General features: G+C 44.8%; 22 protein-coding genes and 1 tRNA gene. 11 read left to right on the top strand and 12 right to left on the bottom strand.

The window, feature by feature from the left end:
• Positions 1–245: 245 nt before the first annotated feature.
• The 5 genes from ychF to lolB form a co-directional block, all read right to left on the bottom strand.
• Entirely contained in the window at positions 246–1337 is a 1092-nt protein-coding gene (ychF, locus tag KHN78_RS03685; RefSeq protein ID WP_128811429.1) for a redox-regulated ATPase YchF, read from the bottom strand.
• 10 nt (positions 1338–1347) lie between these two features.
• Positions 1348–1938 (bottom strand): aminoacyl-tRNA hydrolase, encoded by a 591-nt coding sequence (gene pth / locus KHN78_RS03680; RefSeq protein ID WP_128811428.1) that lies wholly within the window; start codon positions 1936–1938, stop codon positions 1348–1350.
• A 211-nt stretch (positions 1939–2149) separates the two neighbouring features.
• A complete protein-coding gene (locus KHN78_RS03675; RefSeq protein ID WP_005449254.1) occupies positions 2150–3094 on the bottom strand; it encodes a ribose-phosphate pyrophosphokinase in 945 nt (314 codons plus the stop codon).
• A gap of 28 nt (positions 3095–3122) precedes the next feature.
• Positions 3123–3995: a 4-(cytidine 5'-diphospho)-2-C-methyl-D-erythritol kinase gene (ispE, locus tag KHN78_RS03670; RefSeq protein WP_411912342.1), complete on the bottom strand. Its 873-nt coding sequence runs from the start codon at positions 3993–3995 to the stop codon at positions 3123–3125.
• The gene (gene lolB / locus KHN78_RS03665) at positions 3992–4630 is read right to left on the bottom strand and encodes a lipoprotein insertase outer membrane protein LolB (protein WP_211919850.1); all 639 of its coding nucleotides are present in this window, start codon (positions 4628–4630) and stop codon (positions 3992–3994) included. Before lolB ends, ispE begins: the two co-directional genes overlap by 4 nt.
• A 134-nt stretch (positions 4631–4764) precedes the next feature.
• Between lolB and hemA the strand changes: the two genes are divergently transcribed.
• The 8 genes from hemA to ybaK all read left to right on the top strand — a co-directional run bounded on the left by hemA (position 4765) and on the right by ybaK (position 12526).
• The gene (gene hemA / locus KHN78_RS03660) at positions 4765–6021 is read left to right on the top strand and encodes a glutamyl-tRNA reductase (RefSeq protein ID WP_211919849.1); all 1257 of its coding nucleotides are present in this window, start codon (positions 4765–4767) and stop codon (positions 6019–6021) included.
• 29 nt (positions 6022–6050) lie between these two features.
• Positions 6051–7139, top strand: coding sequence for a peptide chain release factor 1 (prfA, locus tag KHN78_RS03655; RefSeq protein WP_211919848.1), 1089 nt, complete (start codon positions 6051–6053; stop codon positions 7137–7139).
• A 3-nt stretch (positions 7140–7142) separates the two neighbouring features.
• Entirely contained in the window at positions 7143–8003 is an 861-nt protein-coding gene (gene prmC / locus KHN78_RS03650; protein ID WP_211919847.1) for a peptide chain release factor N(5)-glutamine methyltransferase, read from the top strand.
• A gap of 37 nt (positions 8004–8040) precedes the next feature.
• A complete protein-coding gene (locus KHN78_RS03645) occupies positions 8041–8424 on the top strand; it encodes a SirB2 family protein (RefSeq protein ID WP_010650919.1) in 384 nt (127 codons plus the stop codon).
• Positions 8425–8429: 5 nt separating this feature from the next.
• Complete coding sequence (locus KHN78_RS03640; RefSeq protein WP_128811422.1) at positions 8430–9239, top strand: SirB1 family protein; 810 nt, start codon at positions 8430–8432, stop codon at positions 9237–9239.
• A gap of 55 nt (positions 9240–9294) precedes the next feature.
• Complete coding sequence (kdsA, locus tag KHN78_RS03635; protein WP_005438608.1) at positions 9295–10146, top strand: 3-deoxy-8-phosphooctulonate synthase; 852 nt, start codon at positions 9295–9297, stop codon at positions 10144–10146.
• A 135-nt stretch (positions 10147–10281) separates the two neighbouring features.
• On the top strand, positions 10282–11943 hold the full coding sequence (gene ushA, locus KHN78_RS03630; protein WP_211919846.1) for a bifunctional UDP-sugar hydrolase/5'-nucleotidase UshA: 1662 nt from the start codon (positions 10282–10284) through the stop codon (positions 11941–11943).
• A gap of 109 nt (positions 11944–12052) precedes the next feature.
• Positions 12053–12526, top strand: coding sequence for a Cys-tRNA(Pro) deacylase (gene ybaK / locus KHN78_RS03625; protein ID WP_211919845.1), 474 nt, complete (start codon positions 12053–12055; stop codon positions 12524–12526).
• A gap of 63 nt (positions 12527–12589) precedes the next feature.
• On the opposite strand, the gene rluF is transcribed toward ybaK, so the two are convergent.
• The 3 genes from rluF to KHN78_RS03610 all read right to left on the bottom strand — a co-directional run bounded on the left by rluF (position 12590) and on the right by KHN78_RS03610 (position 14652).
• On the bottom strand, positions 12590–13696 hold the full coding sequence (rluF, locus tag KHN78_RS03620; RefSeq protein ID WP_211919844.1) for a 23S rRNA pseudouridine(2604) synthase RluF: 1107 nt from the start codon (positions 13694–13696) through the stop codon (positions 12590–12592).
• A 102-nt stretch (positions 13697–13798) separates the two neighbouring features.
• Entirely contained in the window at positions 13799–14380 is a 582-nt protein-coding gene (gene smrA, locus KHN78_RS03615; RefSeq protein ID WP_128811418.1) for a DNA endonuclease SmrA, read from the bottom strand.
• Between the two features lie 131 nt (positions 14381–14511).
• The gene (locus KHN78_RS03610) at positions 14512–14652 is read right to left on the bottom strand and encodes a DUF3149 domain-containing protein (protein ID WP_128811417.1); all 141 of its coding nucleotides are present in this window, start codon (positions 14650–14652) and stop codon (positions 14512–14514) included.
• 260 nt (positions 14653–14912) lie between these two features.
• Between KHN78_RS03610 and KHN78_RS03605 the strand changes: the two genes are divergently transcribed.
• A tRNA-Pro gene (locus KHN78_RS03605) sits at positions 14913–14989 on the top strand.
• A gap of 288 nt (positions 14990–15277) precedes the next feature.
• Here KHN78_RS03605 and KHN78_RS03600 read toward each other — a convergent pair.
• A complete protein-coding gene (locus tag KHN78_RS03600) occupies positions 15278–16150 on the bottom strand; it encodes a TraB/GumN family protein (RefSeq protein WP_211919843.1) in 873 nt (290 codons plus the stop codon).
• A gap of 458 nt (positions 16151–16608) precedes the next feature.
• Here KHN78_RS03600 and KHN78_RS03595 point away from each other — a divergent pair, with 458 nt between their 5' ends.
• Both KHN78_RS03595 and KHN78_RS03590 read left to right on the top strand, forming a co-directional pair.
• The gene (locus KHN78_RS03595; protein ID WP_211919842.1) at positions 16609–19260 is read left to right on the top strand and encodes a beta-N-acetylhexosaminidase; all 2652 of its coding nucleotides are present in this window, start codon (positions 16609–16611) and stop codon (positions 19258–19260) included.
• A gap of 449 nt (positions 19261–19709) precedes the next feature.
• On the top strand, positions 19710–20372 hold the full coding sequence (locus tag KHN78_RS03590) for an oligogalacturonate-specific porin KdgM family protein (protein ID WP_211919841.1): 663 nt from the start codon (positions 19710–19712) through the stop codon (positions 20370–20372).
• A 247-nt stretch (positions 20373–20619) separates the two neighbouring features.
• Here the strand turns inward: KHN78_RS03590 and KHN78_RS03585 are convergent, their stop codons facing one another.
• From KHN78_RS03585 to KHN78_RS03575, 3 genes are all read right to left on the bottom strand, one after another.
• Positions 20620–20850 carry a PAS factor family protein gene (locus tag KHN78_RS03585; protein WP_128811414.1) on the bottom strand — a complete coding sequence of 77 codons (231 nt, stop codon included), beginning with the start codon at positions 20848–20850 and terminating at the stop codon, positions 20620–20622.
• 161 nt (positions 20851–21011) lie between these two features.
• A complete protein-coding gene (locus KHN78_RS03580; protein ID WP_211919840.1) occupies positions 21012–21461 on the bottom strand; it encodes a DUF411 domain-containing protein in 450 nt (149 codons plus the stop codon).
• A gap of 24 nt (positions 21462–21485) precedes the next feature.
• Positions 21486–24182, bottom strand: a complete 2697-nt coding sequence (locus tag KHN78_RS03575; protein ID WP_211919839.1) for a heavy metal translocating P-type ATPase — start codon at positions 24180–24182, stop codon at positions 21486–21488.
• Positions 24183–24255: the final 73 nt, after the last annotated feature.

The following is a 24255-nucleotide window of genomic DNA, read 5'->3' as shown; positions in this document are numbered from 1 at the left end:
TCGTCGGGAACGGCGCGCATTATGCGAATTTGAGTGAGAACCGTCAACAGTTTTTTTTAATAAATCTCTTAAAATTCATCGTTCGCTTCCTTTTTAAACAAAGAGGCGCGTTTATGATCTAAAACTGGAAATAAAATGGCTTGTAGCCGGAGACTTAATATATCGTCATTTCATGAGACAATAAAAAAGCCAGCACTGAGGCTGACTTTTTGGATTAATAAAGCGGTTGAATTATATCCACTTAATTATACGTTGAAGCGGAAGTGAACAACATCGCCATCTTTAACGATGTATTCTTTACCTTCTAGACGCCATTTACCTGCGTCTTTCGCACCACTTTCACCGTTGTATTGGATGAAATCGTCGTAACCAACAACTTCTGCACGGATAAAGCCTTTTTCGAAGTCAGTATGGATCTTACCTGCTGCTTTTGGTGCTGTTGCACCTACAGGAATCGTCCAAGCGCGAACTTCTTTAACACCAGCTGTAAAGTAAGTGTGTAGGCATAGTAGTTCATAACCTGCACGGATAACGCGGTTCAGACCTGGCTCTTCAATGCCTAGATCGGCTAGGAACTCTTCACGCTCGTCGTCTTCAAGTTCAGCCATTTCTGACTCAATTGCAGCACAAACAGGAACAACAACGTTGTTTTCTTTTTCTGCGAACTCTCGAACAGCGTCAAGGTATGGATTGTTTTCAAAGCCATCTTCGTTCACGTTAGCGATGTACATGGTAGGCTTAAGTGTCAGGAAGTTTAGGTAGCCAACAGCTGCTAGTTCTTCTTTTGATAGCTCAACAGTACGTGCCATACCACCTTCTGTTAATACAGGCAGTAGTTTTTCTAGTGTTGCTAGCTCAAATTTTGCGTCTTTGTCGCCGCCTTTTGCTTTCTTTGCGTTACGCTGAATTGCGCGTTCACAAGAATCAAGGTCAGCCATTGCTAGTTCTAGGTTGATAACTTCAATATCTTCGATTGGAGATACTTTACCTGCAACGTGAACAATGTTGTCGTTTTCAAAACAGCGTACAACGTGACCGATCGCATCAGTTTCACGGATGTTAGCTAGGAATTTGTTACCTAGACCTTCACCACGAGATGCACCAGCTACTAGACCAGCAATGTCAACGAATTCCATTGTGGTAGGTAGTACTCTTTGTGGGTTAACGATCTTCGACAGTGCATCTAGACGTAGATCTGGCACAGGTACCACGCCTGTGTTTGGTTCGATGGTACAGAACGGGAAGTTTGCTGCTTCAATGCCCGCTTTAGTTAGTGCGTTAAACAGAGTTGATTTACCAACGTTAGGTAGACCAACGATGCCACATTTAAAACCCATGATAGTAACCTTATTCAGCTTTGAACGTGTGTAGGCGATTTTGTGCTTTAGATAGGCCATCCTTAATTAGGATATCCAGACAGCGCACTGATTCATCAGCTGCGGCATCTAGTAGCTCTTGCTCTTTTGCTGGAGCTTTGCCTAGTACAAAACCTGCCACTTTATCTTTGTGTCCCGGATGGCCAATGCCGATACGAAGACGATAAAAATCTTTGTTATTGCCCAATTTACTAATCGTATCACGCAGACCATTGTGGCCCCCGTGACCGCCGCCTTTCTTAAACTTAGCCACACCTGGTGGTAAGTCTAGCTCGTCATGCGCGACCATGATCTCTTCTGGGTTAATTTGATAAAACTTCGCTAATGCAGCGATCGCTTTGCCCGAAAGGTTCATAAAAGTCGTAGGGATCAGCAAACGGAGATCCTCGCCATTGACCATAATGCGCCCAGTTAGGCCAAAGAATTTTGGTTCGTTCTTCAGGGTAACATTGTGGACGCGTGCTAATTCTTCTACCACCCATGCGCCCGCATTATGGCGAGTTTTGGCGTATTCAGGCCCTGGGTTAGCAAGACCGACGAGAAGTTTAATTTGTTGAGTCAAGGTTAGGATCTCTCTGGAATCTCAAAAAAGCGCAGTATGATAGCACAGAAAAGTCGCAGGGTGCGACCAAGTGATTTTATGTTTGTAAATATACCAAAGTCATCTCTAGGGGGAGGTTAACCTATCTCTAGAAGTGACTTAGGTATACATAGAAATAAAAAACACCCCAAAGAGGGGTGTTTTTTAAATCAGGTCATCTGAAACGTTCGAATTAGTTGAACATTGCAGAGATTGACTCTTCGTTGCTGATACGACGAATCGCTTCAGCTAGCATGCGAGATAGGCTTAGTGTTGTCACTTTGCCTGTTGCAGCCATCTCTTTAGATAGAGAGATAGAGTCCGTTACGATAACTTGGTCAAGAACAGAGTTCTTGATGTTGTCCGCAGCGTTACCAGAGAATACAGCGTGAGTTGCGTAAGCGAATACACGCTTAGCACCGCGCTCTTTTAGTGCTTCAGCTGCTTTACATAGAGTGCCACCTGTATCGATCATGTCATCAACGATCACACAGTCACGACCTTCAACGTCACCTATTAGGTTCATTACTTCTGACACGTTTGCGCGTGGACGGCGCTTATCAACGATAGCAATGTCGATGTCGCCTAGTGCTTTTGCTGTTGCACGAGCACGGACAACGCCACCTAGGTCAGGAGAAACCACAACAGGGTTTTCTAGACCACGAGATTGCATATCTTCTAGAAGTACTGGCGTACCGAAGATGTTATCAACAGGTACATCGAAGAAGCCTTGGATTTGCTCTGCGTGTAGGTCGATAGTTAGAACGCGGTCAACACCAACGTTAGATAGGAAATCAGCAACAACTTTTGCAGTGATTGGCACACGAGCAGAACGTACACGACGATCTTGGCGAGCGTAACCGAAGTAAGGAATTACTGCAGTGATACGGCCTGCTGAAGCACGGCGCATTGCATCAATCATAACAACCAGTTCCATTAGGTTGTCGTTAGTCGGTGCACAAGTGGATTGAATGATGAAAACATCGCTACCACGAACATTTTCATTGATTTGAACTGCTACTTCGCCATCAGAAAAGCGAGAAACAGATGCATCACCAAGAGAAATGTAAAGACGATCAGCAATACGTTGGGCTAGTTCAGGTGTTGCGTTACCAGCAAATAGCTTCATATCAGGCACGGTGGAAACCTCAGGTTTGCGTCCAGTTTTAATTAGGTCGGTTTTGGGCTGATTGGTATTCAGCCAAAGTCTCTTTTAGTGGCGAAACATTGCGCCCTTGGGCGACGAATGCCGAGACATTATCAGAGAGTTGTGCAAGGATGGTTTCTGCTTCGGATTTGCTCGAAAATTCTGCAAAAACGCAAGACCCGGTCCCCGTCAATCTTGACGGCGCGTATTGTAGCAGCCATGAAAGTTGCTTATCAACCTCTGGGTAGAGCATTCGTACAATTTTTTCGCAATCGTTTACGCTTGGAGCGTTCAAAAGCGTCTTTAAATCACGTTTTGGTGTGTTTCTAATCAAGTCTGGGTGACGAAATATGTCGGCAGTTGCAATGGAAACGTTAGGTCGCACGACTAAATACCATTTTTCTTTGGGTTCCGCCGGTGAGAGTTTCTCTCCAACGCCCTCCGCGAAAGCAGAAAAACCTCGTACAAACACGGGGACGTCTGCGCCTAATGCCAAACCAATCTCTGCAAGTTCATCATCGCTAAGGTTCAGTTGCCATAAATAATTGAGGGCAACTAAAGCCGTAGCGGCATTCGAGGATCCTCCGCCAATCCCACCCCCCATCGGCAATATTTTATGCAGATCAATATGGGCTCCGTATGAACAGTGTGCGTAGTGTTGCAATGCGGTGGCAGCTTTCCAAATTAAGTTGTCTTGCAGAGGAACACCCTCGATCGCAGGGGAAATGGTGATCTCCCCAGAGTCGTTAGCTTGTATTGTCAGTTCATCGCCGTGATCGAGGAATTGGAATAGAGTTTGTAATTCGTGGTAGCCGTTTTCAGTGCGGCCATTGATATAAAGAAAGAGATTCAATTTCGCCGGTGATGGCCAGCGGGTTGAAAGATCGATCATTGGGTGATGTTCCATTTTGTGATCACTAGATTAATTTTTACGTCTGAGGTGGTCAGTTTTAGCCTATTTGGCAGGGGAAGTGTTTGTTGATGCCATTCGACATCAGCATAACGTTGGTAATTGATGTTCCAATCATTCAAACCAATTTGTTTATCTAGCGCTTGTAGAGTGTTGGTTGAAGACAATTGGAACGAGTCTGCGTCTGTTGGCAAGCCGAGTAACCAATTCGGCATATGATCGACAGGAATCATTAATCCTGTTAAACGATAAATCAGTTGGTTTGCGTCACGGGCCGTGAGCACTTGGTCGTCATAAGTTTCAACGGTTGCACCTTGCGGGGTAATCGTGAGTTTTAATGCCGTTTGGCCAAGTAGGGTGGTTAAGCGTAATTGACTTAACGTAGAAGAATGCTGCCAAAAAAAGTTTAAACTTTGTCTTTGGTCTGGCCCAATGTAGCCCAGTTTGCCGGTAGCTTGAAAGTGATTGATGGCTTCCAGGCGTTGTTCGTGTGCTTGCCACTCTACACTGGTGACACTTTCAGGAACGGAACTACAGCCCGCGAGTACGATGCTCGACAAGAGCATGATGAGAAAGGAGCGTAAGGTCATGTTTGATGGCTTATTAGTCAGTTTCATCGGTAATCGCTCACAACTATAGCATTGAAAAGCGGAGCGAAGGAAAACAAATCCGGGTTACCCTTTCAATAAATGCGTGCTTACAGTAAAATTCTGAACCTATTTTATAACCGATCTCAGAGATACCACGTTAGATGTCCTTGCTTGCTATTGGAATCAATCACAATACAGCGTCTGTTGACTTGCGAGAGAAAGTGGCGTTCGGACCCGATAAATTGGGACCAGCACTTGAGCAACTCAGAGACCACGAAGCCGTAAACGGCAGTGTGATTGTTTCAACCTGTAACCGTACCGAAGTGTACTGCGACGTTAAGCAAGGAGCGCGAACTAAGCTTATCGACTGGCTTGTCCAGTTTCATCAAGTTAATCAAGAGGACTTGATGCCGAGCCTTTATGTCCATGAAGAGCAAGCGGCGATTAAGCACTTGATGCGTGTTTCTTGCGGCCTTGATTCGCTGGTACTGGGTGAACCTCAGATTTTGGGCCAGGTAAAACAGGCGTTTTCAGATGCACGTAACCACCAAGCGGTGGATGCATCGATCGATAAGTTGTTCCAAAAAACATTCTCAGTCGCCAAACGTGTTCGAACCGAAACGGATATTGGCGGTAATGCGGTCTCTGTCGCTTATGCAGCCTGTACTTTGGCTAAGCACATTTTTGAGTCTTTGGCTGATTCAACCGTTTTGCTCGTTGGCGCGGGCGAAACCATCGAGTTGGTGGCGAAACATTTAGCGTCGAACGGCTGTACCAAAATGATCGTCGCAAACCGAACCAGAGAACGCGCGTTAGGTTTGGCAGAACAGTTTGGCGCTGAAGTCATTAGTTTGACTGAAATTCCAGACCATTTACCAAGAGCAGACATTGTTATCAGCTCTACAGCGAGCCCATTGCCTATTATTGGCAAGGGAATGGTTGAAACGGCCTTGAAAAAGCGTCGTCATCAGCCAATCTTGTTAGTGGATATCGCCGTGCCACGAGATGTAGAGGCACAAGTTGGCGAATTGAGCGATGCTTACTTATATTCGGTGGATGATTTGCAATCAATCATTGATAGCAATATCGAACAGCGTAAAGTTGAAGCGATTCAAGCTGAAGCGATCGTAAGTGAAGAAAGTGCCGCATTTATGACTTGGGTGCGTTCACTGCAAGCGGTCGATAGTATTCGAGACTATCGCAAGTCAGCCAACGAAATTAGAGAAGAATTGCTAAGTAAGAGTTTGCAATCATTAGCAATCGGCACCGATCCAGAAAAAGTGCTGCGCGAACTTAGCAATAAACTCACAAATAAACTGATTCATGCCCCAACTCGCGCATTACAAAGTGCGGCAGAGCAGGGTGAGCCAGCAAAATTAACGGTTATCCGCCAAACTCTTGGCTTAGATGATCTATAACTCACGCTTTTTATTAAGAAAACGACACTATGAAAGCCTCTATTCTAACTAAGCTAGAATCGCTAGTAGAACGCTACGAAGAAGTTCAACACCTTCTTGGTGATCCTGATGTAATTGGTGATCAGAACAAATTCCGAGCTCTGTCAAAAGAGTACTCTCAACTTGAGGAAGTCACCAAATGCTTCCAAGCTTACCAACAAGCTCAAGATGACCTTCTAGCCGCTGAAGAGATGGCAAAAGAAGACGACGAAGAAATGCGTGAAATGGCGCAAGAAGAGATCAAAGACGCGAAAGCGGCGATTGAACGCTTGACCGATGAATTGCAAATTCTACTTCTTCCTAAAGATCCAAACGATGATCGCAACTGTTTCTTAGAAATTCGCGCTGGTGCGGGTGGCGATGAAGCGGGTATTTTTGCAGGCAACCTATTCCGTATGTACTCCAAATTTGCGGAGAAAAAAGGCTGGCGCGTTGAAGTAATGAGCTGCAACGAGTCTGAGCAAGGCGGCTACAAAGAGATGATCGCGAAAGTGAGTGGTGACGGCGCATACGGCGTGCTGAAGTTTGAGTCGGGCGGTCATCGTGTACAACGTGTACCTGAAACGGAATCTCAAGGCCGTGTGCATACCTCTGCTTGTACCGTTGCAGTGATGGCTGAAATTCCAGAAGCTGAATTGCCAGAAATTAAAGCGGCTGATCTGAAAATAGATACGTTCCGTGCTTCAGGCGCGGGTGGTCAGCACGTTAACACCACAGATTCTGCAATCCGTATTACCCACTTACCAACGGGCACCGTTGTAGAGTGTCAAGACGAACGTTCACAGCATAAAAACAAAGCGAAAGCGATGCAGGTGCTCGCCGCTCGTATCGTACAGGCTGAAGAGGCTCGTCGCGCAGCTGAAGTATCGGATACTCGACGTAATCTACTTGGTTCTGGTGACCGCAGTGACCGTATCCGTACATACAACTACCCACAAGGTCGAGTCTCTGATCACCGCATCAACTTAACGGTATATCGTTTGAATGAAGTGATGGAAGGGGATCTTGCTAGCTTGATTGAACCTGTGATTCAAGAGCACCAAGCAGATCAGTTAGCGGCGCTAGCAGAGCACGGTTAATCGATGAGCCCAGTTCAATCTATTGAGCAAGCACTGAAAAGTGCGACGGCAACGTTGACAGAAGGCGGCAAAGAGTCGCCTTCTCTTGATGCTGCTGTACTTCTTTGTCATGTTCTGGCTAAGCCACGATCGTATCTCATGACTTGGCCAGAAAAATTATTGGAATCAGAGCAACAAGCTCAATTTGAAGCTCTGTTAGAAAGACGCATTGCTGGTGAGCCAGTGGCTTACATCATCGGCGAGCGTGAATTCTGGTCTCTCCCGTTAAAAGTGTCACCATCGACGTTAATCCCAAGGCCAGATACCGAACGTTTAGTTGAGCTGGCACTGGACAAAACGTACCAACAATCTGGGCCTATCTTAGATCTAGGCACGGGTACAGGGGCGATTGCTTTAGCGTTAGCTTCAGAGTTACCGGATCGTCAAGTTATGGGGGTAGACCTAAAGCAAGAAGCGAAAGAGCTTGCCCAGTTAAATGCAGCGCAACTGAATATTAAAAATGTGACGTTTGCTCAAGGTAGTTGGTTTGAACCTATTGCCTCTGGAACAAAGTTTGCTTTAATTGTCTCCAACCCACCGTACATCGATGAACAAGATCCGCATTTGTCTCAAGGTGATGTTCGTTTTGAGCCAAAATCGGCATTAGTTGCGGATGAAAATGGCTTAGCGGATATTCGTCATATCTCTGATCTTGCTCGTCAATATTTGGAAGAGGGTGGGTGGCTCGCCTTTGAACATGGTTATGATCAAGGTGAAGCCGTTCGTGAGATTATGGTTGATTTCGGCTTTGACCAAGTCGTGACAGAAAAAGACTATGGCGACAATGATCGAGTGACACTTGGTTGCTATCAGCCAAAATCATAACGAGCAAGTCAGCAGTCACTTATAAAAGAGAAATGAAATGTACGTAGCTCTAAAACACATTCACCTAGTCACGATCGCATTGAGTGCGACGTTGCTATCGATCCGATTCGCGTTGTTGATGATGGACTCTCCAAAACGCAATAATCGCTTCCTGAAAGTTTTTCCACACATCGTGGATACGGCATTATTGCTGTCTGGTATTGGCTTGATCATGGTGACAGGGTTTATTCCGTTTACGGATGCCGCGCCTTGGCTAACCAATAAAATCACGTGTGTGCTTGCGTACATTGCTCTTGGGTTCTTTGCACTTAAGATGGCTAAAAACAAATTATTAAGAATTTTTGCCTTTTTCGGTGCGCTAGGTTGGCTAGTGATGGCTGCTAATATTGCAGTATCTAAAAATCCAAACTTATTTGGGTAATCTTCATGCTTGAGTTTTTTGACGAAGATTTTGACAACATGGCGTTGGTCGAGGGAGCGCTGGAGCTAAACCGTTCCATTAACCCAGATACCAATGTGCACTGGGCGAAACTAGAATTGGAACGCCTTTACCAAGAAGCAGAAGCTATCCTCGTTCATGAAAGTGATGAAGAACAACGTTTTGATTCATTCTTACGCCTGTTCTTCTATGAGTGGGGCTTTAAAGGGGATGAACAGGAATACTTCATCTCTGATAATAGCTTTATTGATAAAGTGCTGGAGCGTAAAAAAGGCATTCCGGTTAGTTTAGGGGCTATCTTACTATACTTGGGTAATCGCTTGGGCTTTCCAGTAAAGGGGGTGACTTTTCCTACCCAGTTCTTATTGAAAGTTGATTGGATGCACAAATCTCCGGACTATATTAACCCGTTTAACGGTGAGTATGTCGGAGAACGAATTCTTCAAGCTTGGTTGATTGGTCAAGAGGGACCTCTTGCAATTTTAAAACCGGAGCACTTTGAAGAAGCGGATAACCCGACGGTTATTGGTCGCTGGTTGGCGTTGATTAAAAGTGCTTTACTCAGAGAAGAGCGATATACGCTGGCTCTGCGCTGTACGAATTTGGCATTGACGTTTGTACCTGATGACCCGTACGAAATTCGAGACCGTGGCTTTATTTTTCAGCAACTCGAGTGCCACCAAATTGCGGTTTCTGATTTTCAGTACTTTATTGACCAATGCCCAGATGATCCGTCTTCAGAGCTACTAAAATCACAAGTTAATGTGATGAGCGAAAAGGCAGTCACACTTCACTAATTTTATCGATGTGCTAAATAATCAGCGTGTCGAGGACAGAACAAAGAGAATCAAAATGGAACAGAAAATCGTTAATATTGGTGACATTCAAGTTGCTAACGATAAGCCGTTTACCCTATTTGCAGGTATGAACGTGCTTGAATCACGCGATCTTGCTATGCAGATCTGTGAACACTACGTGAAAGTGACAGATAAGCTAGGTATCCCATACGTATTTAAAGCGTCGTTTGATAAAGCTAACCGCAGTTCTGTTCATTCATACCGTGGTCCTGGCCTAGAAGAAGGTATGAAAATCTTCCAAGAGTTGAAAGACACGTTCGGTGTGAAGATCATCACAGACGTTCATACTGAAGCACAAGCTCAACCAGTCGCTGATGTGGTTGACGTAATCCAGCTTCCAGCATTCCTTGCTCGCCAAACTGACCTTGTTGAAGCAATGGCGAAAACAGGCGCAGTGATCAACGTGAAGAAACCTCAATTTATGAGCCCTGGTCAAGTGGGTAACATTGTTGAGAAGTTCGCAGAGTGTGGAAATGAAAACATCATTCTTTGTGAGCGCGGTTCTTGTCACGGCTACGACAACCTAGTGGTTGATATGCTTGGTTTTGGTGTGATGAAAAACGCATCGAAAGGCAGCCCAATCATCTTTGACGTAACGCACTCACTACAAATGCGTGACCCATCGGGCGCTGCATCTGGCGGTCGTCGTGAGCAAACAGTTGAACTTGCGAAAGCAGGTCTAGCAACTGGTATTGCAGGTCTATTTATTGAAGCGCACCCGAACCCAGATCAAGCGCGTTGTGATGGTCCATCAGCACTGCCTCTAGACAAACTAGAACCGTTCCTGGCGCAAATGAAATCGCTAGACGATCTCATCAAGAGCTTTGCAGACATCGATATCAAATAATCGATTGTTGTGAATGTTTGATTGAAATGGTCAGCCTGTGTGCTGACATTTTTGTATTGTAACGGATAAAACAGAGCTCTGTTCGTTAGTTGACTACGTAACGCAGTAAACCCCAGACAATAAAAAGGTAAAACAATGAAGCAACGCCTGATTGTAAAAACCGCTTTAAGTGCCGCTATCTTAGCGAGCCTTGCAGGATGTGCCACACAACCCGCACATGAATGGAATGAAGACACAACTTACAAACTGACCGTACTGCACACTAATGACCACCATGGCCGTTTTTGGCAAAACAAGTACGGTGAGTACGGCATGGCGGCACGTAAGACGCTGATTGATGAACTGCGAGCAGAGATTCAAGCCGAAGGCGGCAGCGTACTTCTATTATCAGGCGGCGACATAAACACAGGCGTTCCAGAATCTGACTTGCAAGATGCAGAACCAGACTTTAAAGGTATGAGCAAAATTGGCTACGATGCGATGGCGCTTGGTAACCACGAATTCGATAACCCACTGGAAGTACTGTTCAAACAGCAAGAGTGGGCAAACTTCCCAATGCTGTCTGCCAACATTTACGACAAAGAAACTGGCGAGCGATTGTTCCAACCTTATGCCATGTTCAACAAGCAAGGCATCAAGATTGCGGTGATTGGCCTTACGACAGAAGACACGGCAAAACTGGGTAACCCTGAGTACATCGGCGAGGTTGATTTCCGTGATCCTAAAGAAGAAGCGAAAAAGCTGATTGTTGAACTGAAGAAAACTGAAAAGCCAGATCTTATCTTTGCAGTGACACACATGGGTCACTACGAAAATGGCAACCGTGGTGTGAACGCGCCAGGTGATGTTGCATTGGCGCGTTACCTGAATGAAGGCGATTTGGACATGATTGTGGGTGGTCACTCACAAGAGCCTGTATGCATGGAGGGGCCAAACGTCATCAAGAAGAATTTCCAACCAGGCGACGAGTGTAAGCCGGACGAGCAAAATGGCACTTACATTGTGCAAGCGTACGAGTGGGGCAAGTATGTTGGCCGTGCGGATTACGAATTCCGTAACGGCGAGTTGTCGATGGTGAGCTACGACCTGATTCCCGTGAACTTGAAGAAGAAAATCAAAGTGAACGGCGAATCTCAACGCGTGTTGGTTCAAGGTGAGATCGTACAAGATTCAGCAATGCTGGATTTTCTTCGTCCTTACCAAGAAAAAGGTCAAGGCCAACTAAACGTAAAAATTGCCGAATCTAACGGCAAGCTGGAAGGTGACCGCAATGTCGTTCGTTTCCAACAAACCAATCTTGGTCGTTTGATTGCAACAGCTCATATGGAGCGCGCTAAAGCAGACTTTGCCGTGATGAACTCAGGCGGTGTCCGTGATTCGATTGAAGCGGGGGATATCACTTACAAAGACGTGCTGACGGTTCAACCATTTGGCAATATGGTTTCTTATGTCGACATGACGGGTAAAGAAGTGCGTGATTATCTGAATGTTGTCGCAACGAAACCGGCTGACTCTGGCGCGTATGTTCAGTTTGCGGGTATTTCAATGACAGTAGAGAACGGCAAAGTATCGAACGTATTGATCGGTGGTAAGCCACTTCGTCTCGATGGTGAGTACCGTTTTACGGTACCAAGTTATAACGCTTCTGGCGGTGATGGTTATCCGAAAATTAATACTCATCCAGGTTACGTAAACACGGGCTTTACCGATGCAGAGGTATTGAAAGAGTACTTAGAGTCACACAGCCCAATTGACGTGAACAAATACGCACCGTCCGGTGAGATGGTATATAAGTAATCGAGAGAGTTGATGTAAAAAGCGATTGACTCAAACTTGTTGATCCCATTAACTTAAAGCGCTGTTTCCAACGAGGAGCAGCGTTTTTTGTTTTATGAGGAGAATCTTGATGACTCCGGCCATTAATCTTGCGAAAAAGAAAAAAGTGTCACACACCATTCACCAATATGAGCACGATCCAAGAGCAGACAGCTATGGATTAGAAGCGGCAGAGGTATTGGGACAAGATCCGAAGAAAGTTTTTAAAACCTTATTGTTCTGTTTGAACGGTGAGCCAAAGAACCTTGCGGTTGCGATTATCCCGGTTGATCAAAAGCTAAACCTAAAATTGGCAGCGAAAGCGGCGAAGGGCAAAAAGGCTGATATGGCCGATCCGGAAATCGCGCAAAAGACCACAGGATATGTGGTTGGTGGGATCAGTCCATTGGGACAAAAGAAAGCCCTGCCAACATTTTTACATGAAAGCGCAATAGAGCAAGATACGATTTGTGTGAGTGCGGGTAAACGCGGGTTAGAAATTGAATTAGCGCCTAAAGATTTGTTGCTTTTAACTCGAGGTCAATTTGCCCCTTTGTGTTTGTAATTGACGGCAAGATAAAGAAAAAGGACGCGATTTAGCGTCCTTGTTGATTTTTGAGTATCTGAGTTATTTTTTCAAACTCAATGTTCCGCCTGAGCGTTTTGTAGGCTTACTTGGCTTAGTGGAATTTGGGTTCATGTAATGCTGCTTAGGCTTACTCGGTGTGTGTGGTTTGCCGTGATCGTCTTTCGCTTTGCGATGTTCGCCTTGAGGTTTCGCTTTGTAATGCTCTCTTGCTGGGCGTCCATTTTCATTATCATGCTGACGACGCTGCTGGCCTTTTTTCGAGCTAGGTGCGTGACGGAACTCATCAGCATTGTTGCCACGGAATGTACGTGTTTTTTGGTTACGACGTGCTGTAGAGCTTTGGTTTTCTTCACGGCTATCAAACAGCTTTGCATCTGTTGCTTTGCGTATGTGACGACCTTTAGCGTCATTTTTTGAGGCTTCTTCTGTACCGACCGAACCCTCGCACATTGCAAGTATCTCAGAGACTTCGTCATCGGTTAGGTAACGCCATTTACCATTTGGAATGCCATCAATTGAGATATTCATGATGCGCACGCGGCGTAGCTTGAATACTTCATAACCCAGTGCTTCACACATTCGGCGAATCTGACGGTTCAATCCTTGCGTTAAGACAATACGGAAAGAGAATTTTGTCTCTTTTGTGACCTTACATGGCAAAGTGATGGTATCAAGAATATTAACGCCACTGGACATCTGCTTGAGGAATTCGCCAGTAATCGGTTTATCGACACGAACCACATATTCTTTTTCGTGGTTATTCCCTGCGCGAAGGATTTTATTGACGATATCGCCATCGTTGGTCAGAAAAATCAAACCGTCTGATGGTTTATCTAAGCGACCAATAGGGAAAATGCGTTTTTTGTGGCCGATAAAGTCCACGATGTTTCCGGGAATATCACGCTCAGTGGTACAAGTTATGCCCGTTGGTTTGTTCAATGCAATGTAAATAGGCTTCTCTTTTGTCGCCACTGGTTTGCCATCGACACAAACATCATCACCTGGCAGAACTTTTGTTCCCATTTCAGGTTGCTGACCATTAATAGTCACTCGGCCTTGCTCGATCAAACGGTCCGCTTCGCGACGTGAGCAGAACCCGGTTTCACTGATGTATTTATTTAAGCGTTTTGCGTTGTCTTGGGACATGTTGTACTCCTAACGTTTCACAACGGCGGTTAATTGAAGTTGCTTGCTCTGTTATGCAGGTCAAGCAGAATAAGGTCGGGCATTCTAGCATTGAGCATCTTGTTAACCTAACCGTTTTTGATGGCGCTCTCGGGTTTCCATCTTCTTCTCAGCACTTTTTCTTAAAAGCACGTAAACGGCCCCACTACCACCATGAAACTTTTGTGCAGTATGCACACATTGTACTTCTCGTATCTGTTGCAACCAACTACTTACAAAGCTTTTCATTAATGCTGGTGGATTAGAGCGCTCACCGCGGCCATGTACTATTGTTACGGTGCGAATATCCATTTCAATGCATTGCTTGAGGAATTTTACAACTTCATCGCGTGCTTCTTTTAATGTCTTACGGTGCAGATCAAGGCGAGCTTGAATTGGGTACTTACCAAGGCGTAGTTTGCGGTACACACCATCTTGTACACCATCACGCTTGAACTCGATGAAGTCATCGGGTTTGAGCATTTCAGCATGATCGATAGACAGGTATTCGGGGTCGTCTTCTGTCAACCAAATTGCAGCTTCACGCTTTGCAAGGTGAGCATCGGTGACTTGGTGCACTTTTTTATGTTCAGCGGTATCGTGGCTGATTGGCTTCACGTCGCCCATCATCTGTTGAAACAGATCAAAATCGTCGTCTTGAGACATAACGGCAATCTCATAAAGATTAGGATAAGTAGAGGTAATTATATCAAGGACGAGTGTGATTGGATCAATAAAAAACCGGAGTAGGCAAGTGACCCACTCCGGTGCAAAGCGTATCTAGAGCTAAGCGAGATCTAGTGAGGAGATTTGTCGTTCATAACCTTGTATATGAAGAAACCGCCGTAAAACAACATCAGACTAAATGCCCCAAAGATGACTACCATTGATGACAGTCCAACCGCATTACCAAATAGGAGATCGAGCCAAAAGTCCATGTGTTTCCTCCAAGATTGTTCCGACAAGACTCAAGGTAATTGCTGGTGATTTTTTATACACTGATCTGGATCAATAATGTTGCCAAGGTTAATAAACTGTGTTTTATTGTGAGTTCTTAGTCACATTTTACGTGCTAGTGTTTAGTAATTAATCAAACGCACCAGTGGGTTAATTTTTTTTGTAAAAAGCACTTGCGTCTCTCCGGATAATCCGTAATATACGCATCCGTTGACGGGGGTAAGTCCTCAGTTAAACATCTCGGTGAATAGCGCAGCTTGGTAGCGCATCTGGTTTGGGACCAGAGGGTCGGGGGTTCGAATCCCTCTTCACCGACCACTTTTAGAAAGCCTGCTCAATGAGCAGGCTTTCGTCGTTTCAGCGGTAGCAAATGACTTTGATAGTATCGAACCAAATGGGGTTCACCTGAAGTTAGAATATGGCTCTTTACCGACACATATTGAGAAAAAGGCTCTACAGAAATGTAGAGCCTTTTTCATATTTGGTGATATTTGTTTGGGACCAGAGAGTCGGGGTCTGGTGTGCCAGTCCGATGAAAGCTTAGTCCTCTGAAAGCCAAAGCGCGCCGAACCTCTAGTTCACGACCATACTATGACTCAATGACTATTATATATCACAATGAACTTTGTGAGTTTTTCCTAACGGCTCGATGTTAAAACCTTGCTTTTCGAGCAGTTCGATCAAATTGTCTTTCCCTAGTAAGTGTAAACTCCCGACTACAATCGTATAGCGTCCCATTTTTTGAGGCAGTACAGATCCTGTGGTTAACTTTTCTGCCCAATCGCGGTTACGTGCATACAGAAATTCTTCGTTAAACGTGTCACTCGACTCCTCATTCATAGCAACTTGTTTAAGGGACTGACCATCTCCGCTTTTCCAACTATCTATTAAACATTGGACAAGTTTTTCACCACCGTCGAATTCATCAATCGACGCCAGTAGTAACTCTTTCCCACCATCTGGTTGGCCGGTTAAGAGGTCGATTTGAAATTGCAATGATTCTAAAGGAATAACGTCGATATGTTTGGTTTCCGCAAGGCCTATGAGGTGCATATCGACCCCTTGATCTGGCTTATAGCCAAGCTGATTCATCAGTGACATTTGAATGGTGAGGGCGGAAGCCCAGGGTGGTGCATCAAGCAATTGTTTTTCTTGAAAACCGAGCTCGGTTGCAATTGCCGCTAAATGTATTCGTTCTTTTTTACTTAGCACATCTTTCGCATAAATGGTCGGTGCTGGATAAATGACATTTTTTGCATCATGGATATTCGCTTCGATAATCAAGCCATCACTGTTATCAAGAAACTGCGTTACGGCTTTTGGCAGTGGGTACATGCTGCTATCGCCCACATGAACCGACCCAATGATCATGTATTCAATCCCCCCTTTTTTTGCTAACCAATGCTGAGGTTCTGCATGAGCGCCATGAGATGACAAAAATACAAAGAGAGATGAGATAACTGACAAGAGTCGAAACATATTTTGCTCCTCGAATTCAATATGCATCTTATCTATATCATGCTTCGGCAAAAACGTCATTTCTAAAAATATTGACGAGTTTTGACGATAAGGAAATGAGAGTTAATTCACAAAAGTTCGCTAATTGAGTTTATTGTAAATGAAACGCTAAGTGGCAGTTCGTGATCAAAATCTTATAAAACCCATGCTATAACAAAGGAATTTGTGATGTATCTCGCAACAAACTCGTCAAAAAAATATATTCGTTTTTGACGTTTTTATTAAGCTGTTGAATTTATTTGTTTTATGTTTTTGTGTCATTAGCCAAGTTTGATCTGGATCACTTCTTAATTTTATTAATTTTACGCTTAGAAATAACTGCTTGTATGTTGAATGCAACTGTTAAGCACCTCGTATTTAGGTGCACATAATTTTTGATAAATGTCGTTTTGAACCACTGACTTTTTGGGGAAAGTAAGATGTTGAAACATAGTCTGATTGCTGCTTCTGTTATTGCTACATTGGCAGGCTGTTCTTCACTACAGAGCTCTGAGCAACAAGTTGTAAACTCTCTGGCTGACAACCTTGATATTCAATATGAAGTACTAACCAACCACGGCGCTAACGAAGGTCTTGCATGTCAAGACATGGGTGCAGAGTGGGCGTCTTGCAATAAAGTAAACATGACGCTAGTGAACCAAGGTGAAGCGGTTGACTCTAAAGATTGGGCGATCTACTTCCACAGCATTCGTCTGATTCTGGATGTTGATAACGATCAATTTAAAATCTCTCGTGTAACTGGCGATCTACATAAGCTAGAACCAACAGACAAGTTTGATGGCTTTGCGGCAGGTGAAGAAGTGGTTCTTCCTCTTGTTGCTGAATACTGGCAGTTATTTGAAACTGACTTCATGCCGGGTGCATTTGTTGCAGCACCAAACGCTGAACCTAAGATGATTGCGTCACTGAACACAGAAGATGTGGCATCTTTCGTGACTGGTCTTGACGGTAACAACCTAAAACGTACTCCGGATGACAACAACATCATGGCAAATGCTGTCTCTCGTTTTGAGAAGAACGAAGATCTAGCAAAACAAGATGTATCTACGACGTTACTACCAACGCCAATGCATGTGAAAGCGGGCCAAGGTACAGTAGACATCGCAGGTGGTATTGCGCTGCCTAAAGACGCATTCGATGCGGCTCAATATGCAGCAATTCAAGATCGTGCAGAAGTGGTAGGTGTGGATGTTCGTGGTGATGTTCCTGTTAGCATCACGCTAGTTCCTGCAGACTTCACCGGTGAATTAGCAAAATCTGGTGCTTACGATATGAGCATCAACGGCAATGGTATTGTGATTAAGGCGTTTGACCAAGCTGGTGCGTTTTACGCAGTACAATCTATCTTTGGCCTGATAGATAGCCAAAATGCTGATTCTCTACCACTACTGTCGATTCAAGATGCACCTCGCTTTGATTACCGTGGTGTGATGGTGGATGTCGCTCGTAACTTCCACTCTAAAGACGCAATTCTTGCAACGCTCGACCAAATGGCGGCGTATAAGATGAACAAACTGCACCTTCACCTAACGGATGATGAAGGTTGGCGTTTGGAAATCCCGGGTCTGCCTGAGCTGACTGAAGTGGGTGCTAACCGTTGTTTCGATTTGGAAGAGAAAAGCTGTTTACTGCCTCAGCTAGGCTCTGGTTCAACGACAGATAACTTTGGCTCTGGCTACTTCAGCAAAGCAGACTACGTGGACATCCTAAAATATGCGAAAGCACGTAACATCGAAGTGATTCCAGAAATCGATATGCCAGCGCACGCTCGTGCAGCAGTAGTATCAATGGAAGCACGTTACGACCGTCTCATGGAAGAGGGTAAAGAAGCAGAAGCGAACGAATACCGCCTGATGGATCCTCAAGATACATCGAATGTAACGACGGTTCAGTTCTACAACAAGCAAAGCTTTATTAACCCATGTATGGAATCTTCAACTCGCTTTGTTGATAAAGTGATTTCAGAAGTAGCAGCAATGCACCAAGAAGCGGGTGCGCCGTTAACGACGTGGCACTTTGGTGGTGATGAAGCGAAGAACATCAAGCTAGGTGCGGGCTTCCAAGATGCTAACGCAGAAGATAAAGTAAGCTGGAAAGGTACGATTGACCTGTCTAAACAAGACAAGCCATTTGCACAGTCTCCACAATGTCAGACGCTAATTACAGACGGTACAGTAAGTGACTTTGGTCACCTACCAAGCCACTTTGCTGAACAAGTGTCTAAGATTGTTGCTGAAAAAGGTATCCCTAACTTCCAAGCTTGGCAAGATGGTCTTAAGTACAGTGAAGGAGAGAAAGCGTTTGCGACAGAAAACACGCGCGTAAACTTTTGGGACGTTCTTTACTGGGGCGGTACTTCATCAGTGTACGAGTGGTCTAAGAAAGGTTACGACGTGATCGTTTCTAACCCAGACTACGTGTACATGGACATGCCATACGAAGTGGACCCGAAAGAACGTGGTTACTACTGGGCAACACGTGCAACTGATACTCGTAAGATGTTTGGTTTTGCACCAGAGAACATGCCACAGAACGCAGAAACGTCTTTAGACCGTGATGGCAACGGCTTTACGGGCAAAGGTGAAATCGAAGCGAAACCTTTCTACGGTCTATCAGCACAGCTTTGGTCTGAGACAGTACGTAATGACGAGCAATACGAGTACATGGTATTCCCTCGCGTACTAGCAGCCGCTGAGCGTGCATGGCACCGTGCTGATTGGGAAAACGACTACAAAGTAGGTGTTGAGTACTCGCAAAATTCTAACCTAGTGGACAAAGCTGCGCTAAAGCAAGACTACAACCGCTTTGCGAACGTACTTGGCCAACGTGAACTGGCTAAGCTGGAGAAATCTGGTATCGATTACCGCCTACCTGTACCAGGTGCGAAAATTGAAAATGGCAAGCTTGCAATGAACGTTCAGTTCCCAGGTGTGAAGCTTCAATACTCCCTAGACGGCAAGAACTGGCTAACTTACGCAGACAATGCTCGTCCAAATGTGAAAGGTGAAGTGTTTATCCGCTCTGTATCTGCTACGGGTGAGAAAGCAAGTCGCGTGACTAGCGTGAAGTAATTCTGCTCATCACTCACTAAAATCATTGTTTCTTACGCAAAGCCCTCAACTTATGTTGAGGGCTTTATTTATTTTTAATCAGAAAATAAGTGTGACCAATGTCTTGTTATTTTTCATCAATAAATAAGTTAGCCATTTAGAACCTGAAATTTATTGTGAACTTGGTTCTGATTTGACGTAAAAACAAACAACCTATCTCGATCTTTATCACGTTTTTATTTTTGATGTATTTTTAGATAAATTCGCAAGTGTCTGTATGTAAAGGGTTTATTTTGAATAGAAAAATATGAATTTGAAATGGATCACTGTTCCAAATGATTTATTTTCCAATGCGAATTAATTCTAGCAGTATTGCCGGCGTCAGGGAGGCACATCCCAAAGTTTGCGGTGGTAGGGAAGTGATACCCCATTATACAACCGCATAACGTGAACAAATAAAGGCAGTAATTATGAAAAACGTTTTCGCACTAAGTGCACTTTCTCTTGTTTTCGCTTCTAGCGCTTTCGCTGGTTCTTCTTACGTAACAGGTAACGTTCAGTTCCACTCTGATCTACAACCTAATGCGACATCTACTTTGGAAGCTGGCCACACTTTCGATACAGGCACCACGATTCTAACTGAGTTTGACGGTATTTCTCTTGGTAAGTACGACAATAAAGCAATTCAAGACTCAGGCCTTGGCAATTCACCATACATCACATTAGGTATCGAGCAGAGCTACTCTTTTAATGACAACCTATGGGTTGCTGTTGGTTACCACCACTTACTAAACAATGGCGAGACTGTGCAATACCGTCCGCTGGTTAAAATTGGCTACAACTTCGATAACGGTATTGCTATCAGCAACCGAACTCGTTACCACGACGTAAAAGATGGTAATGATCAATTACGTTTTGATAACCGTATTGGTTACGCAGTGAATGAAGAGCTAGCATTAAGCTACAACAACGTTTACGTACGTACAGACAACGCTGACAACTCGATGGACCACGAGCTACGTGCAACGTGGACACGCAGCGGTGTTCAACCTTACTTCGAGTACCGCAACCAAGGTAATGGCACTGACTTCACTAACAACGCGTTCGTATTTGGTGCGTCTTACGGCTTCTAATGAGTCCTAGTTGTTCATAGTTAATGAACACATTATAAGCTGAGCAAATGCTATTAGCTTTACGAGCGACCTTGATACGATAGAGGTCGCTTTTTTCATTTTGTGAAATGAAGAAAGGAGCGCCCGAGCGCTTGGTTGTTCAGTGGCTTGGGGTTTTAGTGGATAGGCACGGATTTAATTAGAATAACCACGTTAGGGAAAATGGCCCGCTAAGGGGAGTTGCGAGCCATAATCTAAAAGAGGCGCGTTAACGCATTGGTGTTTCAAGCAACTGAATGGCTCTGTCTACCGCGTTATTGATCACTTCGTTGCTGTCTAGCTTTCCAGAACCCGCAGGACCAAGAGCACAAGCAAATAACGCCAACTGTTTGTCAAAAGGCAAATTCAGTTGATCATATAAATTTTGTCGAATCTTGGCATGTTGTTCTGGTTCCTGATTAGCAAGGCTAACAAGCGTGTCATAAATAAGTGCTTTCATAAATTTTCCTTTTTATTGCACGGGGTGCATATCCATTTTATGGTGTTATGCGCAATAAATCAGGAGAGTCAGTCACACAACCACACCTTGCTGTAAGAAACTTTCACAATAATCGTGATCTTACTATACCCAAACAACTTGAGGTTACTTGGGGATGTGAATTACTGGTCGTTCCCTTTGTGGTAGCGATATTCGTATACTTGACCTTTTTCGTTGTAGGCGTATACAGCGTAACTGTCTTTTTTATCACCATATTCCATGCCAGGAGATCCCATTGGCATACCTGGTACAGCTAGACCTTTTGCATTTTTAGGTGGGTTTTCCAAAAACGCTTTAATATCGTCGGCAGGAATATGACCTTCAAATACATAGCCATCGATCTCTGCGGTGTGGCAAGAATAAAGCTGTTCGTTCTTGATGCCTAAATCGCGTTTGATCGTATTCATATCATCATGCAGCTTTTCCTCTACACTAAAGCCGTTCTCTTCCATGTGTTTTGTCCATTCGCCACAACAGCCACAGTATGGCGATTTGTGGTTGATGACATCAGCGGCTAAGACGTTCGCTGATGTGGCAGCAAGCATTGTAAAGGTTAATAGTTTCAACTTCATAGTATCCTCGAGAAGAAGTGTCGCTTACTTAATGGTAAACAGTCGTAGTCGGTTTGCATTACTGACGACTGTGATTGAAGACAGTGCCATTGCTGCGCCAGCAACGACAGGACTGAGCAAAAATCCAAACGTTGGGTAAAGCACGCCTGCGGCGATAGGAATACCCAACGAGTTATAAACAAAGGCGCCAAACAAGTTTTGTTTCATGTTCTTAAGTGTAGCGCGAGAGAGCTCAATCGCATGAACTACAGCCATAGGTGACGTATTGAGAATGGTCATTTGTGAACTTTCAATAGCGACATCACTGCCGCTTCCCATTGCGACACCAAGATCAGCCAGCGCAAGGGCTGGAGCATCATTGATCCCATCACCGATCATTGCAACCGTCCGGCCTTGAGACTGCAGTAATTTGATGTGTTGCGCTTTTTCATCGGGCATCACTTGAGCGATGACGTCATCAATACCGAGCTCTTTGCCGATCGCATTGGCAACGTGTTGGTTGTCACCTGTGAGCATGACGGTTTTTATGCCCTGCGATTTTAATGCAGACACCGCTTGTTTGGCATCAGATTTAATTGGATCAGCGATGGCAATTAAACCAATCAGTTCATTGTTAAGCGCTACAGCTACTGGTGTCCAGGCGTTATTAGCACAATCTTCAATTGCTTGCGCCATTGGGCTGGTATCCACCTGTTGTGCCTGCATAAATTGCAACGAACCAATGAATAGCGGCTGTGCTTGATAATGAGCAGTGATGCCACGGCCACGAATGTTCTCGAATGTGCTTAACTCAACATTTTCAGTATTGTTCTTTTTCGCGTAATCACACACGGCTTTTGCTAATGGATGCTCCGATTGACGTTCTGCTGCGTATGCCAGAGCTAGTAAGTGCTCTTGGCTGGTGGCGTGAGTAAACAATTGCTGCACACTCGGTTTACCTTGAGTCAGCGTCCCCGTTTTATCGAATACGACGGTGTCGATTTTGCTCGCCAGTTGCAGTGCATCGGCGTCTTTAATCAAAATGCCTAGTTCTGCTGCTTTACCGACACCAACGGTGACTGACAGCGGTGTTGCCAAGCCTAGCGCACAAGGGCAGGCTATAATCAGCACGGTGGTAGTGACCACAAGCATGTAGCTGGCTTTAGGCTCTGGACCTACAGCGAACCAAACCAAAGCGGCAAGAATCGCAATGCCGACTACGACAGGAACAAACACCGCTGAAATCTGGTCTGCTAGTTTGGCAATGGCTGGCTTACTGCTTTGTGCTGTACGAACCATGCGAATGATGCGAGCTAGCATGGTGTTCGCGCCGATGCCCGTTGCTTCAATGACTAATCCACCATCGGTATTTAATGTACCAGCAGACACTTGCGCATCTTGTGCTTTTAATACTGGTACTGGTTCACCGGTGAGCATCGACTCATCAATGTACGATTCACCCTGAATCACTACACCATCAACGGGCACTTTTTCCCCCGGTTTTATGCGAAGTTTCATGCCTAGCGTGATTTGCTCAACCGCGATTTGTTGATCGCCTTGTTGTGTAATTACAGTCGCTTGCTGAGGTTGCAGGTTTATCAGTGCTTGCAATGATCGTGTTGTGTTTGCTTTGGCTTTGGCTTCTATATAGTGACCAAGAGAAATTAAGCCGATGATCATTGCACTGGCTTCAAAATACACATGGCGTGATGCAACCGGAAACCATTCAGGAAAAACGACGACTAGCATAGAGTAAAACCATGCCGCACCCGTACCTAAAGCCACGAGCGTGTCCATAGTGGCGCGTTTGTGAGTGGCTGCTAACCATGCGTTAGTAAAAAAGTGTTTACCTGCTGTCGCGAGTAGCAATAGACATAGCACCCCAATGACGCCCCATGTAAGTTGATCATTGGTATTACGAATCATCATATTACCGCCGAATAGCCCCCATAACATCAGTGGTGCACCTACCACCAAGCCTGCAATGGCATCAAGCTTAAAGCGTTTTTGTTGTGCAAGTTGCTGAGCCGCTTGCTTCTCCTGCTGAGTTGCAGCGTCTTGTAGGATCTCTGCTTGGTAACCTGCTTGTTTTACAGCATCCATAATCGCTTGTTGAAGCGCATCTGAATCTTCAACGGCAAAGACGAGTGCGCTTTGCTCTGCAAGATTCACTTGCGCTTTTTCAATGCCTTCTACGTTAGTAAGTGCTTTTTCTACCGAAGAGACGCAACTCGCACACGTCATGCCTTGAATCAGCATTTGCAGTTGAACACTGGAAGGTGCTTGATGGGAAGGCTCTGTGTGGTTTTCTTTGATTTCTGTTGCAGGTTCTAATAAGGCTTCTGTTTTTTCTTCTATCGGAACAAGGCTAGCGGTGTAACCCAGTGTTGCGACAAGAGCGATAACTTGTTGTTCTGATAATAGCGTCGAGATGTTGAGCTGTGTGGTGGATGCCTCAAAGCTAATGACATTTTGATTTTCTTCTAATAGAGAAGACAGCTTTTTCACACAGCCACTGCAACTCAATCCACAGAGGTGCATTTGGTATTGATGTCCTGCGTGATAACCTAACGATTCAATGGATTCAACAATGGCAGAAAGCGATGCGTCGGTTTTTAGCTCAACCATTGTTGGGGACAAATTGATGATCTCCACATTGTGATTGGCATGTAAAGCGCTCTCCACTTTTCTCGCACAACCCATGCAGTTGAGCCCCGACATAGGTACAACGAACTGATACATAATTTGTCCTCATTAATACGAATGAGAAGAGCATAAACCTTACCTCAAGGGGAAGGTCAAGTGCCATGTTGGG

The sequence above is a fragment of the Vibrio sp. B1REV9 genome (assembly GCF_905175395.2).
Classification (GTDB): Bacteria; Pseudomonadota; Gammaproteobacteria; order Enterobacterales; family Vibrionaceae; genus Vibrio; species Vibrio alfacsensis.
The sequence above is the reverse complement of the archived record's forward strand: the minus strand, read 5'-3'. Positions and strand labels throughout refer to the sequence as shown.

Excerpts from the sequence above, each read along its gene's own strand:
- rluF (WP_211919844.1), bottom strand. The coding sequence starts at position 13,696 with ATGTCCCAAGACAACGCAAAACGCTTAAATAAATACATCAGTGAAACC.
- KHN78_RS03580 (WP_211919840.1), bottom strand. The coding sequence starts at position 21,461 with ATGAAGTTGAAACTATTAACCTTTACAATGCTTGCTGCCACATCAGCG.
- kdsA (WP_005438608.1), top strand. The coding sequence starts at position 9,295 with ATGGAACAGAAAATCGTTAATATTGGTGACATTCAAGTTGCTAACGAT.
- KHN78_RS03640 (WP_128811422.1), top strand. The coding sequence starts at position 8,430 with ATGCTTGAGTTTTTTGACGAAGATTTTGACAACATGGCGTTGGTCGAG.
- KHN78_RS03590 (WP_211919841.1), top strand. The coding sequence starts at position 19,710 with ATGAAAAACGTTTTCGCACTAAGTGCACTTTCTCTTGTTTTCGCTTCT.
- ybaK (WP_211919845.1), top strand. The coding sequence starts at position 12,053 with ATGACTCCGGCCATTAATCTTGCGAAAAAGAAAAAAGTGTCACACACC.
- ychF (WP_128811429.1), bottom strand. The coding sequence starts at position 1,337 with ATGGGTTTTAAATGTGGCATCGTTGGTCTACCTAACGTTGGTAAATCA.
- lolB (WP_211919850.1), bottom strand. The coding sequence starts at position 4,630 with ATGAAACTGACTAATAAGCCATCAAACATGACCTTACGCTCCTTTCTC.
- smrA (WP_128811418.1), bottom strand. The coding sequence starts at position 14,380 with ATGTCTCAAGACGACGATTTTGATCTGTTTCAACAGATGATGGGCGAC.
- KHN78_RS03595 (WP_211919842.1), top strand. The coding sequence starts at position 16,609 with ATGTTGAAACATAGTCTGATTGCTGCTTCTGTTATTGCTACATTGGCA.
- ushA (WP_211919846.1), top strand. The coding sequence starts at position 10,282 with ATGAAGCAACGCCTGATTGTAAAAACCGCTTTAAGTGCCGCTATCTTA.
- KHN78_RS03600 (WP_211919843.1), bottom strand. The coding sequence starts at position 16,150 with ATGTTTCGACTCTTGTCAGTTATCTCATCTCTCTTTGTATTTTTGTCA.
- hemA (WP_211919849.1), top strand. The coding sequence starts at position 4,765 with ATGTCCTTGCTTGCTATTGGAATCAATCACAATACAGCGTCTGTTGAC.
- KHN78_RS03645 (WP_010650919.1), top strand. The coding sequence starts at position 8,041 with ATGTACGTAGCTCTAAAACACATTCACCTAGTCACGATCGCATTGAGT.
- KHN78_RS03610 (WP_128811417.1), bottom strand. The coding sequence starts at position 14,652 with ATGGACTTTTGGCTCGATCTCCTATTTGGTAATGCGGTTGGACTGTCA.
- prmC (WP_211919847.1), top strand. The coding sequence starts at position 7,143 with ATGAGCCCAGTTCAATCTATTGAGCAAGCACTGAAAAGTGCGACGGCA.
- KHN78_RS03575 (WP_211919839.1), bottom strand. The coding sequence starts at position 24,182 with ATGTATCAGTTCGTTGTACCTATGTCGGGGCTCAACTGCATGGGTTGT.
- ispE (WP_411912342.1), bottom strand. The coding sequence starts at position 3,995 with ATGATCGATCTTTCAACCCGCTGGCCATCACCGGCGAAATTGAATCTC.
- prfA (WP_211919848.1), top strand. The coding sequence starts at position 6,051 with ATGAAAGCCTCTATTCTAACTAAGCTAGAATCGCTAGTAGAACGCTAC.
- KHN78_RS03585 (WP_128811414.1), bottom strand. The coding sequence starts at position 20,850 with ATGAAAGCACTTATTTATGACACGCTTGTTAGCCTTGCTAATCAGGAA.